Here is a 15,748-nt window from a genome sequence, read left to right as displayed (position 1 = left end):
CCGCTCAGCGATGCACCCCCTCCCCCGGTGGGCGGCGGGGACGGGCCGGGGGTGGGGGTTGCGGGGGTGCGGGGGCGGCACCCCTGCACCCGACCCCGTCGTCTCTCACCCCGCCGCCCGCACCTTCGCCACACGCGCGGCGAACGTCGGCAGCACCAGCAGGGTCAGCACCGTCGCGGTGATCAGGCCGCCGATCACCACCGTCGCCAGCGGCTTCTGCACCTCCGCGCCCGAACCACTGGCAATGGCCATCGGAATGAAGCCGACAATCGCCACCAGCGCCGTGGTCAGCACCGCACGGATGCGGCTGGATGCACCGTTGATCGCGGCCATCATCGGCAGGTCACCGGCATCGAGACGCTCACGAATGGCCTGCATCAGCACCAGGCCGTTCAACGTGGCGACGCCGGAAACCGCAATGAAGCCGACCGCTGCCGACACCGAGAACGGCATGCCCCGCAGCAGCAGCGCGAGGATGCCGCCGACCAGTGCAAGCGGCACGCAGCTGAACACCAGCAACGCTTCCTTGCCACTGCGCAGGGCCATGAACAGCAGGCTGCCGATCAGCAGGAACACCACCGGCACCACCGTGGCCAGACGCTTTTCCGCACGCTGCAGGTTCTCGAACTGGCCACCCCAGGTCAGGTAGGTACCCGGCGGCAGGGCCACGTCGGCCACCGCCGTCTGCGCCTGCCCGACAAAGCCACCCAGGTCGCGCCCACGCACGTTGGCCTGCACCACCACCCGACGGCTGCCGTTGCTGCGGCTGATCTGGTTCGGTCCTTCGCTCACCGTGATCCGGGCCACCGATGACAGTGGAATCACCTGACCGGCGGGTGTGGCGATCGGCAACGAGGCCAGCTGGTCCGGATCATTGCGCGCGGCATCGTCCAGCCGCACCACCACATCAAAGCGACGATCGCCCTCGAAGATCTTTCCGGCCGCGGTGCCACCGATGCCGGTGGACAGCGCATCGCTCACATCCGCCGCCGTCAGCCCGTACTGTGCCGCCGCCACGTGATCGATCTTCACATTCAACGTCGGCAGGCCGGAGATCTGCTCCACCCGCACGTCGGCCGCGCCTTCCACCGCACGCAGCTTCAGTGCCACCTGGTCGGCCACCTTCTGCAGCTGGCTGAAGTCATCGCCGAAGATCATCACCGCCAGATCGGTACGCACGCCGGAAATCAGCTCGTTGAAGCGCAACTCGATCGGCTGGCTGAACTCGAAGCTGTTGCCCAGCTGCTGCCCGGCCAGCTTCTCGAAGCGTGCCACCAGCGCTTCCTTGTCCAGCTTCGGGTCAGGCCAGGCCGTGCGCGGTTTCAGCACGATCACGCTGTCGGAGATGTTGGTCGGCATCGGATCGATCGCGGCTTCTGCCGTACCGGTACGCGAGAACACCGTTTCCACTTCCGGTTCGTTGGCGATCGCTTTTTCCAGCGCCAGCTGCATCGCCAGTGACTGTTCCAGTGAGGTGGAGGGCACGCGCAGGGCCTGCATCGCGACGTTGCCCTCGTCCAGCGTGGGCATGAACTCGCGGCCGAGCAGGCCGAACGAACCGATGCCCACCAGCAGCATCAACGCCGCGGCGGCGGCAACCGCCCGCGGGCGCGCAACGGCCCGTCCGATGATCGGCTCGATGCGCCCACGCAGTGCACGGATCAACCTGGTCTCGTGCTCTTCGTCCTTGTCGTGTGCCTGGCCTTCCTTCAGTTTCGGCTCGCGTACCAGCAGCGCGGCCATCGCCGGCACGAAGGTGAAGGAGAAGATGAAGGCGCCGACCAGGGCCAGCATGAACGTGGCCGCCATCGGCTGGAACGTCTTCCCTTCCACGCCTTCCAGCGTAAGGATCGGTGCGAACACCAGCAGGATGATCAACTGCCCGAACGCGGCCGGGCGGGCCATCTTCCGTGCCGAATCGGCCGCCACGCGCAGGCGCTCCATCGCCGTCAACGCACGGCCGAGTTCGGCCCGGCGCTGGCCCAGCATCAGCAGCGTCGATTCGATCACGATCACCGCGCCGTCCACCAGGATGCCGAAGTCCAGCGCACCCAGGCTCATCAGGTTGCCGCTGATCCCGAAGCGGTTCATGCCGATCACCGCGAACAGGAACGACAGTGGGATCACCAGTGCGGTGATCGTTGCCGCGCGCAGGTTGCCCAGCAGCAGGAACAGCACCACCACCACCAGCAGCGCGCCTTCGGTGAGGTTCTTGGCCACCGTCTTGATGGTCGAGTTCACCAGCTCACTGCGGTCCAGCACCGGCGCGGCCACGATGCCTGCCGGCAGCGATCTGTTCACCTGCTCCAGGCGCGCGGCCGCGGCCTGCGCCACGGTGCGGCTGTTGCCGCCGGCAATCATCAGTGCGGTGCCGAGCACGGCTTCATGGCCGTTGCGGCTGGCCGCACCCAGGCGCGGCGCACGGCTCAGCGCGACATCGGCCACGTCGGCCACACGGACCACCACGCCGTTGCGGCTCGCCACCGGCGCCTGCGCAAGATCGTCGGTGGTCAGCGCCAGGCCATCGGCGCGAACCACCAGGCCTTCGCCGGCACGCTGCACGAAACCGGCGCCGGCCTGCACGTTGGCACGCTGCAGTGCCGTCACCAGATCGGCCAGGCCCAGGCCATGCGCCGCCAGCCGCGCACCATCCGGATGCACGCCGTATTCCTTGACGTAGCCACCGACGGTATCCACGCCGGCCAGCCCCGGGCTGGAGCGCATCTGCGGCGCGATGATCCAGTCCTGCACGGTGCGCAGGTAGGTGGCGCGCTCTTCCGGTGTGCGCAGCAGATTGCCTTCCGGCGTGCGGTAGACCTCGCCGGCCTGCCAGCCGGCCTCGCCCGGCTTGGCCACCTTCGCCGGGTTGAACGCAGTGAAGTCCACCGTCCACATCAGCACCTCGCCGAGGCCGGTGGTGACTGGCGACAACAGAGGTGCAGCGCCATCGGGCAAGGCTTCGGCGGCCTCGCGCATGCGTTCGGCCACCTGCTGGCGCGCGAAGTAGATGTCGGTGGCATCGGTGAAGATCGCGGTGACCTGCGAGAAGCCATTGCGCGACAGCGAGCGGGTGGTGGTCAGGCCGGGAATGCCGGCCAGTGCGGTTTCCAATGGATAGGTCACCTGGCGCTCGATCTGCTCCGGGGTCAGCGCCGGGGCAACGGTGTTGATCTGCACCTGGCGGTTGGTGATGTCCGGTACCGCGTCGATCGGCAGTTTGCCGAGCTGGAACAGGCCCACGGCGGCGATCAACGCAGCCACGAACACCACCAGCCAGCGGTGACGCACCGCCGTTTCAATGATGAGCTTGAACATGGTCGGTTCCTTAGTGGCCGTGCTCGGCTTCGCCCTTGGCCAGTTCGGCCTTGAGCAGGAAGGCATTGGCGCCGACGATGCGTTCGTTGCCGCTCAGGCCACCGAGGATCTCGATGCGGTCGCCGGCACGTCGGCCGGCCAGCACCGGCTGCACCTTGAAGCCGCCCTCGATGGCGATGAACACCGCGCTGCCGCCATCGACGTTCTGCACCGCATCTGCCGGCACGCTCAACGCATCGCCCTGGCCCTGGGTGACCACCACCGCTGATACCGGCGAACCGGCCGGCGGCAATGTTGCATCGACCGGCGTTGCACGGATCACCGCCACGCCACCCTGCTGGCGAACGTCGGCGGCGGCACCGGTAACCGTGGCGGTGAAGCTGCCACCCGGTGCGCTCACTTCCAGCGTCATGCCCGGCGCAACCTGGGCGGCCAGCGCAGGTGGTGCCGTGAACACCAGCTCGTTCATGGTGGGATCGGCGACATCGGCCACCGCACTGCCGGCGGCGACCACGCCACCCGGGGTGACCTGCACGTTGCCGACGATGCCGGCAACCGGGCTGGTGATGCGCACCCGCCCGCTGCTGTCCGGCGACCCATTGGCCGCCGCCTGCGCCTGAGCGGCGGCAGCCTGTGCCTGCGCTGCCAGTGCACGCGCACGCGAGGTTTCCAGATCCTGGCGCGCCACCACGCCCTGTTCGACCAGCGCCTTGTCGCGGCCATGGGCCAGGCGTGCAGCCTCGGCTTCGGCCGATGCGGCCAGTGCATTGGCGCGCAGCACCGCAGCCTCACCGCTGACCACGATGGCCAGCGCCTGGTTCTGCTTCACCGCCGTGCCCGGGGCCACCAGCACGCGTTCGACCCGGCCGGTCACGGTGGAGGCCACCGACGCGCGCGCGCCGATCGAGGGCTCAACGCGCCCTGACAACCGCGTGGAACCACCACCACCACGACCCACCGCGACCACATCTATGGCCGAAGCCTTGATCTGTTCCGGTGTCAGCAGCACGACGCCTTCATCAGGCCCGGCCTCTGCCTTGGGTGCGCTGCCTTCGGCCTTGGCCTCCTTGCTGTCGGCGGCATGGCCATGGCCATCGTCTGCACCGGCGGCAGGTGGCTGCGCATTGCCGGAACAGCCGGCCAGCAGCGCGCTCAACAGCAGTCCGCTCATCAGCGGGAACGTACGGGAAACAGTCATGGAGCCTCCACAAACGGTGCGCGCCCTTCCAGGCGGGCGAGATCGATTTCCGCACCCACGCGCGACAGGCGCGCATCGACAGCGGTGCCGCGGGCGGCGATAAGTGCACTGCGCGTACTGCGCAGCTCCAGCTGCGAGATACGGCCGGCATCGAAGCCGATGCGAGCCAGCCGATACGCTTCGTCGGCGGCCACGACGCTGTCATCGGCCGCGCGGGTACGGCTCCCCGCGGCCTTCAGGCCGGCGACCGCCGACAACCGCTCGGCCTGGCTGTCGCGGCGTTGCTGGTCCAGGCGGGCCTCGGCCGCGCGCTGCTCGGCATTGGCGGCACGGACACCACCGCGGTTGCGGTCGAACAACGGGACCGACAGGCTCACACCCAGCGTATAGGCGCGTTCGCGGTCTTCGCGGAAGCGGGTCTGCGCGGCCGTGACGCTCAGGTCGGGCAGGGCGCGTTTGCGCTCCACCTCCACCAGGCGGCCGGCGGCGTCGGCTTCTGCTTCGGCGATGCGCACGGCCAACGCGGTGTCGATGGCACCGCGCGGCAAGGGCGGTGCGCGATCCAGCAGGCTGCTGTCGATCGCCTGCACCGGCGCATCCAGCAATGCAGCACCGGCAAGCCGTGCCAGGGCGGCATCGCGGAAGGCCTGCGCTTCATCCAGCGCGGCGCTGGCATTGGCTACTTCGCTGCGTGCCTGTACCGCGCGCAGTTGTGGCTCGCGGCCCTGCCGGACCAGCGCCTCGACCGCGCTCGCATCGTCACGGGTCAGCGTCAGCGCTTCTTCGGCCAGCGCGTAACGGCGCAGCGCGCCTTCGGCCTGTGCATAGATCGCCGCCAACTGGCTGGCGACATCGCTGCGGCTCTGCGAACCGCGCAGGCCAGCGGCCTGGGCCTCGGCGCGGGCCGCACGGACGCGCGCGCCACGTTGGCCCCAGACCTCCAGTGGCTGGGACAGGGTGAGCACGGTATCGGCCTTGCCCATGCCGCCGTAGGCGCCGGTGCCCCAGGCGTTTTCGGCAGACCAGGAAAGGGACGGATTGGGCAGTGCCCGGGCCTGGTCGGCGCGGGCATCGGCGGCCTCGGCCAACGCCGCACCGACGCGGGCGCCGGGCAACTGGTCGAGGTGTTCAAGCAGGGTGTCGTAGGAAGGTGCGGCTTGTGCGGCGACCTGTGCTGCGGGGAACAAGCCCAGCAGCACGGCGACGACCAGCCCGGCCGCGCGCGGCGACCGACGTGTCTGGATCGACATAGGGGGATTCCGGTTGTGAGTGAAACGGGGGCCCGCGATGGCGGGACGCGCTCAACTCACGCCCGGGGAGGACGTGCCAACTCATCCTGTGCGACCGCATAGGTCGCGGCATCACCGGCATTCATCCAGCGCGCCGGTTGCGGCGTGCCGAAGGCGGTGAAAGTACTGGCCGGCAGGCTCAGGTTGGAATGGTGGCAGTGGTTGTGGCTGCAGGCACCGGTGTGCTTGCCGTCGTTGCCACTGTCGCCGTCTGCATCTTCGGCGCCGGCCTCCACGTGCATCACGGTGGTGTCATGCGGCTCCACCGCACACGCCAGTACATCGGCCACCGGCACGACCACGAACGCCGCCATCAGCAGCATCAGCAGGGTCGAACGGAGGTGGCGGGCAATCCAGCGCATGGAAGGGAGGCTAGCAAGCGGTTTTCGGTGGATACAATATCAATGGCCACCTCGGGAATCCGTCGGAATCTCCCGTTCAGGTGCGCGCCTTCCGCTCTGGCAGGTGCCGACCTGAGTCGATACGTCTTCTGCTCTGGTAGATGCCGACCTTGGTCGGCATGCCTTTCAGCACGGCAGCTTTGCGATCACCTTGATCTCGAACTGGAAGCCATACAGCCAGGTCACGCCGATCCCGGTCAGGGTCGGATGCGGCGCCTCTCCCCAGTATTCGGGCACGATCGCCCAGGCCTTTTCGAAGTTCTTTTCGGGGTCGACCAGGAACACGGTCACGTCGATCACGTCGTCGAAGCTGCAGCCGGCGGCGGCCAGTACTGCATTGAGGTTGTCGAAGGCGCGCCGCACCTGCGCTTCGAAGTCCGGCTCGGGCGAACCGTCCTCGCGGCTGCCGACCTGGCCGGAGACGAACAGGAAACCATTGGAACGGATCGCCGGCGAGTAGCGGTTGCGCTCGTACAGGGCCCGACGACCGGCGGGGAAAACGACATCACGCTGTGACATGGGAAGGCGCTCGTTGGAGAGAGCACCATCGTCCGCGTCGCCGCTGTCTGGATAAACCGCGATTATCGGCCTAGATTGATTGCCTATTCCAAACAATCATGGCCCACCATGGACCGTTTCGAGGCGATGCGGGCCTTCGCCCGGGTGGTGGAAACCGGCAGCTTCACCCGTGCCGCGCACACCCTGCAGCTCAGCCGCACCACGGTCACCCAACTGGTGCAGCAACTGGAGGCGCACCTGCGGCTGCGTCTGCTCAACCGCACCACACGCCGGGTCAGCGTCACCGCCGATGGCGCGGCCTACTACCCGCGCATCGCCCGCCTGCTGGCCGAACTGGACGAGGTGGAGGGCGGCCTCGGTGATGCCGCCTCGCAACCCCGTGGCCGTTTGCGGGTGGATGTGCCCGGGCCGTTTGCGCGCCTGTTGCTGGTGCCGGCGCTACCGGAGTTCCAGGCGCGCTATCCGGATATCCAGCTGGATGTCGGGGTCAGCGATCGCGAGGTCGATGTGATCGCCGACAACGTCGATTGCGTGATCCGCGGCGGTACCCCGGCCGATCCCGCACTGGTTGCGCGGCCGCTGCGCAGCCTGCCGATCGGTTTCCATGCCAGCCCCGGCTATGTGCAGCGGTTCGGCGCGCCCGCACATCCGCAGGCGCTGCAAGGGCCGGATCACCACACCGTCGGTTTCCTCAGCCCACGCAGCGGGCGCGCGCGCCTGTTCACCGCACAACGCGGCGACGAGCGCGTCCAGGTGCAGGGACGCCATTCGATCGGCTTCGACGACGGCAACGCGTATCTGGCCGCCGCACTGGCCGGCCTCGGCGTGGTCGCGCTGCCCAGCTACATGGCCGCGCCGCATGTGGCGCGCGGCGAGCTGCTGCCGGTGTTGACGGACTGGCAGCTGCCGCCGATGCCGATGCATGTGATGTTCCCGCCGAACCGGCACATGAGCCAGCGGCTGCGGGTGTTCATCGACTGGGTGGTGGAGCGTTTGGGTTGACCTCCCGGTCGCGTGCGAAAATCGCGGCTGCACGCAACAGAGAACAACACCCTGCATGAGCCGTATCGTCGCACTGGATACCGAAACCACCGGAATTTCGCATCGAATGGGGCACCGCGTCATCGAAATCGGTGCGGTGGAACTGATCGATGGTCGCCTCAGCGGTCGCCAGTTCCACACCTATCTGCAACCGCAGCGATCGGTGGACTGGGGCGCGCAGCGCGTGCATGGCATCAGCGACGCGATGCTGGTCGGCAAACCGCTGTTTGCCAGCCGGGCCACTGAGCTGCTCGACTTCCTGCGCGACAGCGAGATGGTCGCGCACAACGCCACGTTCGATGTCGGCTTCCTCGACAACGAACTGCGCCTGGCCGGGATGGTCGGTGGGCTGGCCCAGCACTGCCGCATCACCTGCAGCCTGAAGCTTGCGCGTGGACGCTGGCCGGGCCAGCCCAACAAACTCGACGACCTGCTGCAGCGCCTGCGCATTCCCAGCCAGCGCGGCCTGCATGGCGCACTGAAGGACGCCCACCTGCTGGCACAGGTGATTCCCCACCTGCGCTGATGCCTACAACGGCTGCAGCCAGCGCTCGATCATCGCCACACCGGTTGCCACCCCGTCCTCATCCTCCATCGCCGCGCCCAACGCGGTTGCACGTGCACGCGTGGCGGTGTTCTCGGCGAAGGCGATGGCGGCTGCCAGCGTTGCCGCATCCAGTCGCTTCGGCGACAGCGGTGCGGGTGCGACGCCCAGCGCCTGCAGGCGCCGGGCCCAGAAAAACTGATCAGCTGCGAACGGCATCACCAGCGACGGAATGCCCGCGCGGCACGCCGAGTGCGTGGTGCCACTGCCGCCATGGTGGATGGCCAGTGCGCAGCGCGGGAAGAGGGCTTCGTGCGGTGTCGGCCCCAGCACGAACACGTGGCTTGGCAGTGGCTCATCCGGCACGCCGGCCCAGCCCGGGAACAACAGTACGCGGCGCGGCGCCAGCGCGTGCAGCAGCGCGGGAAGCACACGCTCGCGATCGAAGCCGGTCATGCTGCCAAAGCCCAGATAGACCGGTGGCGGACCGCCGTCCAGGAAGGCCTGCAGATCGGCCGGCGCTGACCAGGGCTGGTGCGGCAGGCGCCACTGGCCACAGGCCAGGTGATCGGCGGGCCAGTCGCCCGGGCGCGGCAGCAGCTGTGGAGAGATGCCATACAACATCGGCAGGCCGGTCCACAGCGCGTGGCGCGGTGCCTGCCCCAGCTGCGCGCGTGCCGCATTGATCGGTGCGCGGAAGGTGCGCCACACCATGTGGTTGACCAGTCCGTAGCTGGCCCGGCGCAGGGCACCTGGCAATGGCAGCGGGGGCAGGAACGGCGAGGCGAACGCCCGCGTGGGGGTCAGGGGAATCATCCCCGTGCCGATCGCAGGCAGGCCGTGGCATTCGGCCACGCTCAGCCCGACCAGCGCTGCCAGTCCGCCGCTCAGCACGGCATCGCAATCGCGCGCTGCCGCATCGGTCTGCGCCATCCACGCCGGCACATGCTGCCCGGCCATCCGTGCCAGCCCACGCGCTGCCGCCGCCAGGCCATTGCCGCGTGCCACCAGGGCTACGACTTCATCGTGGATATCGCCTTCCAGCGCCGCATGCGGCACCCCCAGCGCACGCGCGGTCTGCAGCGTGCCCTGTTCGGCCAGCAGCGTTACTTCATGGCCGGCCTGGAGCAGGCCATGGCACAGCATCACCAGCGGGCGGGTATCGCCTTCAGTTCCATAGGTCAGCGCCAGCAGTCGCATCGGGCCCTCCACAGGGGAGAGCCAGTATGGTCGGCACGGGCATGAACGGAGCGTGCCGCGTTCAGCACACGCCTGTGGGTAAGTTGCGCAAGTGGTTGAAGTCGTGCATAATGCGCGGCTCGCTGTGTCCGGTTTTCTATCGGGCGGCGCCCCCGGGAGCACGTCCCCGGTCGCCCAACGCCAGCGTAACCCTTTGATTCTCTTGACGTGTGGTGGGCAACCATCGAGGCCGCCGTCCCCCGGGCTACGGGGAGACACAACTTACTATCGAGGTGCGCAATGTCCCGCGTATGCCAGGTTTCCGGCAAGCGAGTGCAGACGGGTAACAACGTCTCGCACGCCAACAACAAGACCCGTCGTCGTTTCCTGCCCAACCTGCACGAGCGCCGCTTCTGGGTCGCCAGTGAGAACCGCTGGGTGAAGCTTCGTGTTTCCGCGCATGCACTGCGCACCATCGACAAGAACGGTATCGATTCCGTTCTGGCTGAGCTGCGTGCGCGCGGCGAAAAGGTCTGAGGAGTAGACGATCATGGCAGGCAAGCGCGATAAGGTCCGTATGATTTCGACCGCCGGTACCGGTCACTTCTACACGACCGACAAGAACAAGAAGAACACCCCGGGGAAGATGGAATTCTCCAAGTACGATCCGGTCGTGCGCAAGCACGTCCCGTACAAGGAAGGCAAGATCAAGTAATCCGCAAGGATTGCTGATCGCCTCCGAAGAAACCCGCCCCCGTGGCGGGTTTTTTTGTGGCCGGTGGTGGGTGCCGATCATCCCGGCCCGTTGGCTGCCGACCATCCCGGTCCGGTGGGTGCCGACCATCCCGGTCCGGTGGGTGCCGACCACCCCAGTCCGGTGGCTGCCGACCACCCCAGTCCGGTGGGTGCCGACCGTTGGTCGGCACGCTCTCTCCGCCCCCGTAGGTGCCAACCTTGGTTGGCACGTTGGTTGAAGGCTGGGCAGAATGGCTCAACACCTCCCGACGGGCGCACCTGATGCTGTTCGAGTGGCTGCTGGGTTCCTACCTGCTGTTGATCGACTGGCTGATCCGCCTGGTCGCGCTGTGCTGGATTCCCACCCGTACCACGCCCGGTGCCGCGCGCAGCTGGCTGCTGCTGGTCGGCTTCGTGCCGTTGCTGGGGCTGCCGCTGTACCTGCTGTTCGGCCACCCCTGGTTGTCGCGCGAGCGCATCCGCCGCCAGGCCGAGGCCTCACAGGTCATCCGCGAGGAACAGGCATTGCAGCGCCGCCTGCGCTGGGTGCCACAGCCGGATTCGGCCAGCGCCGAGGTGGTGCCACTGGTGCAGCGCCAGGGCGACTTCATGCCGGTGCACGGCAATGCCATCGATCTGCTGACCGACTACGACGAGTCGCTGCACCAGCTGATCGCCGACATCGACCAGGCCCAGGACCGCGTGCACCTGCTGTACTACCTGATGTTCGATGACGCGGTGGGCGAGGCGATCGTCGAAGCCCTGCAGCGTGCCGCCGCGCGCGGCGTGCAGTGTCGCGTGCTGCTGGATGCGGTGGGCGCCAAACGCGGACTGCGGGCGTACAGGAAGCGGTTGCAGTCGCGCGATGTGGAAGTGCGCGCGATGCTCCCCGGTGGCTTGCGCTGGCGCCGCAGTGGCCGCATGGACCTGCGCAACCATCGCAAGATCGCGGTGATCGACAACGAAGTGGGTTACGTCGGTTCGCAGAACCTGGCGCGGCCAGAATTCGTTGCCGGCCATCCCAACCGCGAGCTGGTCGCGCGTGTGCGCGGCCCGGCCGTGGCCCACCTGGAGGCCGTGTTCGCCAGCGACTGGTACATCGAAACCGGACAACGCCTGGACGTGATCGCCGATGTGCCGGTGTGCCGCGAGGACATCGCCACCCAGCTGCTGCCCAGCGGTCCGGCGTACCCTTACAGCAATGCGCGCGATGCGGTAGCCGCGCTGATCCACCTGGCACGGCGCCGGCTGGTGATGGTCACCCCGTACTTCGTGCCCGACGAGGCGACCCTGAGTGCGCTGCGTATCGCTGCGCTGTCCGGCGTGCAGGTGCAGCTGATCCTGTCGGCCAGCAACAACCAGCGGCTGACCTCGTGGGCGCAGGAGGCCTACTACGATGAACTGCTGCGCTGTGGCGTGCAGATCGCGCTGTACGAGCCGCAGTTCCTGCACGCCAAGCACATGAGCGTGGATGAGGACATCGCTGTGCTCGGTTCGATCAACATGGATATCCGTTCGTTCGCACTGAATGCCGAAATCGGCCTGATCTGCTACGACCGGAAGCTGGTGACCCAGCTGTGTGTGATCGAGGATGACTACCTGCGGCAGTCGCGGCTGTTGGACCTGCAGCAATGGCGCAAACGGCCCGCCTGGCGCCGCAGCCGCGAAGGCATCGCACGGCTGGCCGATGCGTTGATGTAGGCCTGCCTGCCCCACCCGGCCGATGGCCTACAATCAGCGCATGACTGATTCACCGCGTAGCAGCGAACTGGACTTGGCGATCATCGGTGGTGGCGCCGCCGGCGTGCTGGTCGCGATCCAGGTGCTGCGCCAGGCACAGACGCCGCTGCAACTGGCCATCTTCGAACCTGCCTCGCGGCTGGGGCAGGGCATCGCCTATGCCACGTCGTGGCCGGAGCACCTGCTGAACGTGCCGGCGGCGAAGATGAGTGCTTTCCCGGATCAACCCGGCGATTTCCTCGATTTCCTGATGGCTGCCAACGCCTGCCCGGGCGAGGCGCGCGAGGTGCTGGGCGAGCATTACGTCGGTCGCCATCTCTTTGCTTCCTACCTGCAGCAGCGGCTGGATGACGCCGTCGCCGCCAGTCCGGCGCGCTTGCAGGTCATCGCACAGCCGGTGCTGGCACTGCACCCCGATGATCATGGCTACCAGCTGCAGCTGGGTGATGGCCACACGCTGCACGCCGCGCAGGCGGTGATCGCCACGGGCAACAGCATGCGGCCGCTGCCGGTGGCCGGTGCCGATGCGCTGCCTGCCGAACGCGTGGTGGACGCCTGGGATTACGACGGCGTGCGTACCCTGGCCGGCACCCAGCCGCTGGCGATCGTCGGTTCCGGCCTGAGCATGGCCGACACCGTGCTGGCGCTGGTCGCCGCCGGCCATGCCGGACCGCTGCATGTCATTTCGCGTCACGGCCTGCTGCCGTTGCCGCATGCGCACGGGCGCCTGCCCACGTTTGATCCGGCCACGTTGCTGCCGATGACCCTGCGGCAACGCCTGCGCGCGCTGCGTGGATTCGCGCGCCAGGCGCAGGCCGCAGGCATTCCGTGGCAGGGTGTGATGGACCGCATCCGGCCGCACGGGCAGGCGCTGTGGCGCAGTCTCGACGAGGCTGACCAGCGTCGCTTCCTGCGCCACGTGGTGCGCTACTGGGATATCCACCGCCATCGCATCGACGAATCGGTGGTCGAGCAGTTGCAGGCGCTGCAGGACAGCGGCCGGTTGAAGATCCACCGTGCGCGCCTGCAGCAGCTGCGGCAGCAGGGTGACGCTCTGCTGCTGTCGGGCCTGGATACCGCCGCCGTTGAACGGCAATGGACGGTTGCCGCAGTGATCAACGCCACCGGCGTGGAAACACGCGCCACCGCGCTGCGCACGCCGCTGCTGCAGCAGTTGCTGGCCGACGGCCTGGCCCGCCCGGGGCCGCATGGGCTCGGGCTGGACAGCAGCGTGCCGGGCGACCGCCTGCTCGCCGCGGGCGGCCAGCCGCAGGCGCGGCTGGGTGTACTGGGCAGCCTGCGCATCGGCAGCCTGTGGGAAAGCCTGGCGGTGCCTGAACTGCGCCAGCAGGCGCAGGCGCTGGGTGCCCAGGTTGTCGCAGGAGCCGCGACGGCGATGCCGTAAAATAGGGGCATGGATGTCTCCCACTTGCTTGATGGCCTGAACCCGGCCCAGCGCGAAGCCGTCTCCGCTCCCCTCGGCCACCACCTGGTGCTGGCCGGTGCCGGGTCGGGCAAGACGCGCGTACTCACCCACCGCATTGCCTGGCTGCATGAAGTCGAAGGCGTGCCGACCCACGGCATTTTCGCGGTGACCTTCACCAACAAGGCGGCCGGCGAGATGCGCCACCGCATCGATGCGCAGCTGCCCAACGGCAGCCGTGGCATGTGGATCGGCACCTTCCACGGCCTGGCCAACCGCCTGCTGCGCCTGCACTGGCAGGACGCGAAGCTGCCCGAAGGCTTCCAGGTGATGGATTCGGACGATCAGCTGCGGCTGGTCAAGCGCGTGGTGCAGGCGCTTGAACTGGACGACGGCAAGTATCCGCCCAAGCAGATTGCCTGGTGGATCAACGCGCAGAAGGACGAGGGCCGCCGCCCCCAGCACATCCAGCCCGAGCCGAACGACGCGTGGCTGGACACCATGCGCCAGGCCTACGCCGAGTACCAGGCCCGTTGCGATCGCGCCGGCCTGGTCGATTTCGCCGAGCTGCTGCTGCGCGCGCACGAACTGCTGCGCGACAACCCGCCGCTGCTGTCGCATTACCGCGCGCGTTTCCGCGAGATCCTGGTGGACGAGTTCCAGGATACCAACGCCATCCAGTACGCCTTCGTGCGCGTGCTGGCCGGGCATGAGGGCCACGTGTTCGTGGTCGGCGATGACGACCAGGCCATCTACGGCTGGCGCGGTGCGAAGGTGGAGAACGTGCAGGGCTTCCTGCGCGATTTCCCCGGCGCACAGACCATCCGCCTGGAGCAGAACTACCGCTCCACCGCCAACATCCTCAGCGCCGCCAACGCGGTGATCGCGCACAACCCGGATCGCATCGGCAAGCAGCTGTGGACCGACAGTGGCGACGGTGACCCGATCGATCTGTACGCGGCCTACAACGAGATGGATGAGGCGCGTTACATCGTCGAACGCGCGCGGCAATGGGTGCGCGACGGCGGCAGCTACACCGAAATCGCGGTGCTCTACCGCAGCAACGCGCAGTCGCGCGCGCTGGAAGAAGCGCTACTGAGCGAACAGGTGCCCTACCGCGTGTATGGCGGCATGCGCTTCTTCGAGCGTGCCGAAGTGAAGGATGCGCTGGCCTACCTGCGCTTGTTGTCCAACCGCAACGACGATGCAGCCTTCGAGCGTGCGGTGAACACGCCCACCCGTGGCATCGGCGACCGCACGCTGGACGAAGTGCGGCGCGAAGCGCGTGCACAGGGCATTTCGCTCTGGGAAGCCACCATGCTGGTGACCCAGGGCAATGCGCTGGCCGCACGTGCACGCAACGCCCTGGCCGGATTCCTGGTGCTGGTGAACGAACTGCAGGCACAGACCCTGCAGATGACCCTGGCCGAGCGCGTGGACCACGTACTGGTGCGCTCGCAGCTGCGCGAGCACTGGAGCAAGGAAAGCCGCAACGCGCTGGATTCCGAGTCGCGCACCGACAACCTCGACGAACTGGTGTCGGTGGCCTCGCGCTTCGTGCGCCGTGCCGACGACATCGAGGAAGTGGGCGAGGACATGGACGAGCTGGTCGCGTTCCTGGCCTATGCCGCGCTGGAGGCCGGTGAGGGCCAGGCGCAGGCGGGCGAGGAGGGCGTGCAGTTGATGACGCTGCACTCGGCCAAGGGCCTGGAATTCCCGCTGGTGTTCCTGGCCGGCGTGGAAGAGGGGCTGTTCCCCAGTGCACGTTCGCTGGAGGAAAGCGGGCGACTGGAGGAAGAGCGTCGGCTGGCCTATGTGGGCATCACCCGTGCGCGGCAGAAGCTGGTGCTGAGCTACGCCGAATCGCGACGCATCCACGGCCAGGACAACTACAGCCTGCCCTCGCGTTTCCTGCGCGAGATTCCGCGCGAGCTGCTGCATGAAGTGCGCCCCAAGGTGCAGGTCTCGCGGCCGGCTTCGCTGGGCAGCAGCCGGGTGATGGGGCATGCGTCGATCGAGGCGCCGCCGCTGAAGCTCGGTGCGCTGGTCAACCATCCCAAGTTCGGCGAAGGCATGGTGACCGACTACGAAGGCAACGGTGCCCACGCCCGCGTGCAGATCGAGTTCGCCGATGCCGGCAGCAAGTGGCTGGTGATGGCGTATGCCAACCTGACGGTGATCTGATCGTTGCGATCCCTGTAGAGCCGGGCCGATGCTCGGTTGTCATTCCCGGCGAGATGCAGCCGAGCATGGGCTCGGCTCTTATCTCTTGCGACTCTGGCACCTTAGGTGCCGAGAGCCCGGCGCGGGCGACCGTTCGGCTCTAGGTCTTCTCGATCGCTCTGTAGCAAGGATCTCCGCGCC

At 67.8% G+C, this 15,748-nt stretch carries 13 protein-coding genes; 7 read left to right on the top strand and 6 right to left on the bottom strand.

Features of this window, described 5'->3' with window-relative positions; genetic code table 11:
• Positions 1 to 105: 105 nt before the first annotated feature.
• The 5 genes from ACVOLJ_RS20205 to ACVOLJ_RS20185 form a co-directional block, all read right to left on the bottom strand.
• The gene (locus tag ACVOLJ_RS20205; RefSeq protein ID WP_481564928.1) at positions 106 to 3,315 is read right to left on the bottom strand and encodes an efflux RND transporter permease subunit; all 3,210 of its coding nucleotides are present in this window, start codon (positions 3,313 to 3,315) and stop codon (positions 106 to 108) included.
• Between the two features lie 10 nt (positions 3,316 to 3,325).
• The gene (locus ACVOLJ_RS20200) at positions 3,326 to 4,513 is read right to left on the bottom strand and encodes an efflux RND transporter periplasmic adaptor subunit (protein ID WP_475280698.1); all 1,188 of its coding nucleotides are present in this window, start codon (positions 4,511 to 4,513) and stop codon (positions 3,326 to 3,328) included.
• Positions 4,510 to 5,763, bottom strand: a complete 1,254-nt coding sequence (locus ACVOLJ_RS20195; protein WP_475280699.1) for a TolC family protein — start codon at positions 5,761 to 5,763, stop codon at positions 4,510 to 4,512. The genes ACVOLJ_RS20200 and ACVOLJ_RS20195 overlap by 4 nt, the downstream gene beginning before the upstream one ends.
• A gap of 56 nt (positions 5,764 to 5,819) precedes the next feature.
• Positions 5,820 to 6,164, bottom strand: coding sequence for a hypothetical protein (locus tag ACVOLJ_RS20190; RefSeq protein ID WP_475280700.1), 345 nt, complete (start codon positions 6,162 to 6,164; stop codon positions 5,820 to 5,822).
• A gap of 165 nt (positions 6,165 to 6,329) precedes the next feature.
• Entirely contained in the window at positions 6,330 to 6,722 is a 393-nt protein-coding gene (locus ACVOLJ_RS20185) for a RidA family protein (RefSeq protein WP_475280701.1), read from the bottom strand.
• A 108-nt stretch (positions 6,723 to 6,830) separates the two neighbouring features.
• Between ACVOLJ_RS20185 and ACVOLJ_RS20180 the strand changes: the two genes are divergently transcribed.
• Positions 6,831 to 7,724, top strand: a complete 894-nt coding sequence (locus tag ACVOLJ_RS20180; protein ID WP_475280702.1) for a LysR substrate-binding domain-containing protein — start codon at positions 6,831 to 6,833, stop codon at positions 7,722 to 7,724.
• Between the two features lie 55 nt (positions 7,725 to 7,779).
• A complete protein-coding gene (gene dnaQ / locus ACVOLJ_RS20175) occupies positions 7,780 to 8,289 on the top strand; it encodes a DNA polymerase III subunit epsilon (RefSeq protein ID WP_475280703.1) in 510 nt (169 codons plus the stop codon).
• Positions 8,290 to 8,292: 3 nt separating this feature from the next.
• On the opposite strand, the gene ACVOLJ_RS20170 is transcribed toward dnaQ, so the two are convergent.
• A complete protein-coding gene (locus tag ACVOLJ_RS20170) occupies positions 8,293 to 9,507 on the bottom strand; it encodes a glycosyltransferase (protein WP_475280704.1) in 1,215 nt (404 codons plus the stop codon).
• Between the two features lie 279 nt (positions 9,508 to 9,786).
• On the opposite strand from ACVOLJ_RS20170, the gene rpmB reads away from it, so the two are divergent.
• The 5 genes from rpmB (at position 9,787) to uvrD (ending at position 15,568) form a co-directional block, all read left to right on the top strand.
• Positions 9,787 to 10,023 carry a 50S ribosomal protein L28 gene (gene rpmB, locus ACVOLJ_RS20165; RefSeq protein ID WP_005411638.1) on the top strand — a complete coding sequence of 79 codons (237 nt, stop codon included), beginning with the start codon at positions 9,787 to 9,789 and terminating at the stop codon, positions 10,021 to 10,023.
• Between the two features lie 10 nt (positions 10,024 to 10,033).
• On the top strand, positions 10,034 to 10,201 hold the full coding sequence (gene rpmG, locus ACVOLJ_RS20160) for a 50S ribosomal protein L33 (protein WP_170272460.1): 168 nt from the start codon (positions 10,034 to 10,036) through the stop codon (positions 10,199 to 10,201).
• A 302-nt stretch (positions 10,202 to 10,503) separates the two neighbouring features.
• Complete coding sequence (gene cls / locus ACVOLJ_RS20155; RefSeq protein ID WP_481564929.1) at positions 10,504 to 11,922, top strand: cardiolipin synthase; 1,419 nt, start codon at positions 10,504 to 10,506, stop codon at positions 11,920 to 11,922.
• Positions 11,923 to 11,944: 22 nt separating this feature from the next.
• On the top strand, positions 11,945 to 13,366 hold the full coding sequence (locus ACVOLJ_RS20150) for an FAD/NAD(P)-binding protein (protein ID WP_481564927.1): 1,422 nt from the start codon (positions 11,945 to 11,947) through the stop codon (positions 13,364 to 13,366).
• 9 nt (positions 13,367 to 13,375) lie between these two features.
• On the top strand, positions 13,376 to 15,568 hold the full coding sequence (gene uvrD / locus ACVOLJ_RS20145; RefSeq protein WP_475280706.1) for a DNA helicase II: 2,193 nt from the start codon (positions 13,376 to 13,378) through the stop codon (positions 15,566 to 15,568).
• Positions 15,569 to 15,748 lie beyond the last annotated feature (180 nt).

Source organism: Stenotrophomonas sp. STEN046 (assembly GCF_056759755.1).
This window is presented reverse-complemented; position numbering and strand designations above follow the sequence as displayed.

Excerpts from the sequence above, each read along its gene's own strand:
- ACVOLJ_RS20150 (WP_481564927.1), top strand. The coding sequence starts at position 11,945 with ATGGCCTACAATCAGCGCATGACTGATTCACCGCGTAGCAGCGAACTG.
- ACVOLJ_RS20170 (WP_475280704.1), bottom strand. The coding sequence starts at position 9,507 with ATGCGACTGCTGGCGCTGACCTATGGAACTGAAGGCGATACCCGCCCG.
- ACVOLJ_RS20180 (WP_475280702.1), top strand. The coding sequence starts at position 6,831 with ATGGACCGTTTCGAGGCGATGCGGGCCTTCGCCCGGGTGGTGGAAACC.
- ACVOLJ_RS20200 (WP_475280698.1), bottom strand. The coding sequence starts at position 4,513 with ATGACTGTTTCCCGTACGTTCCCGCTGATGAGCGGACTGCTGTTGAGC.
- cls (WP_481564929.1), top strand. The coding sequence starts at position 10,504 with ATGCTGTTCGAGTGGCTGCTGGGTTCCTACCTGCTGTTGATCGACTGG.
- rpmB (WP_005411638.1), top strand. The coding sequence starts at position 9,787 with ATGTCCCGCGTATGCCAGGTTTCCGGCAAGCGAGTGCAGACGGGTAAC.
- ACVOLJ_RS20185 (WP_475280701.1), bottom strand. The coding sequence starts at position 6,722 with ATGTCACAGCGTGATGTCGTTTTCCCCGCCGGTCGTCGGGCCCTGTAC.
- dnaQ (WP_475280703.1), top strand. The coding sequence starts at position 7,780 with ATGAGCCGTATCGTCGCACTGGATACCGAAACCACCGGAATTTCGCAT.
- ACVOLJ_RS20205 (WP_481564928.1), bottom strand. The coding sequence starts at position 3,315 with ATGTTCAAGCTCATCATTGAAACGGCGGTGCGTCACCGCTGGCTGGTG.
- uvrD (WP_475280706.1), top strand. The coding sequence starts at position 13,376 with ATGGATGTCTCCCACTTGCTTGATGGCCTGAACCCGGCCCAGCGCGAA.
- ACVOLJ_RS20190 (WP_475280700.1), bottom strand. The coding sequence starts at position 6,164 with ATGCGCTGGATTGCCCGCCACCTCCGTTCGACCCTGCTGATGCTGCTG.
- ACVOLJ_RS20195 (WP_475280699.1), bottom strand. The coding sequence starts at position 5,763 with ATGTCGATCCAGACACGTCGGTCGCCGCGCGCGGCCGGGCTGGTCGTC.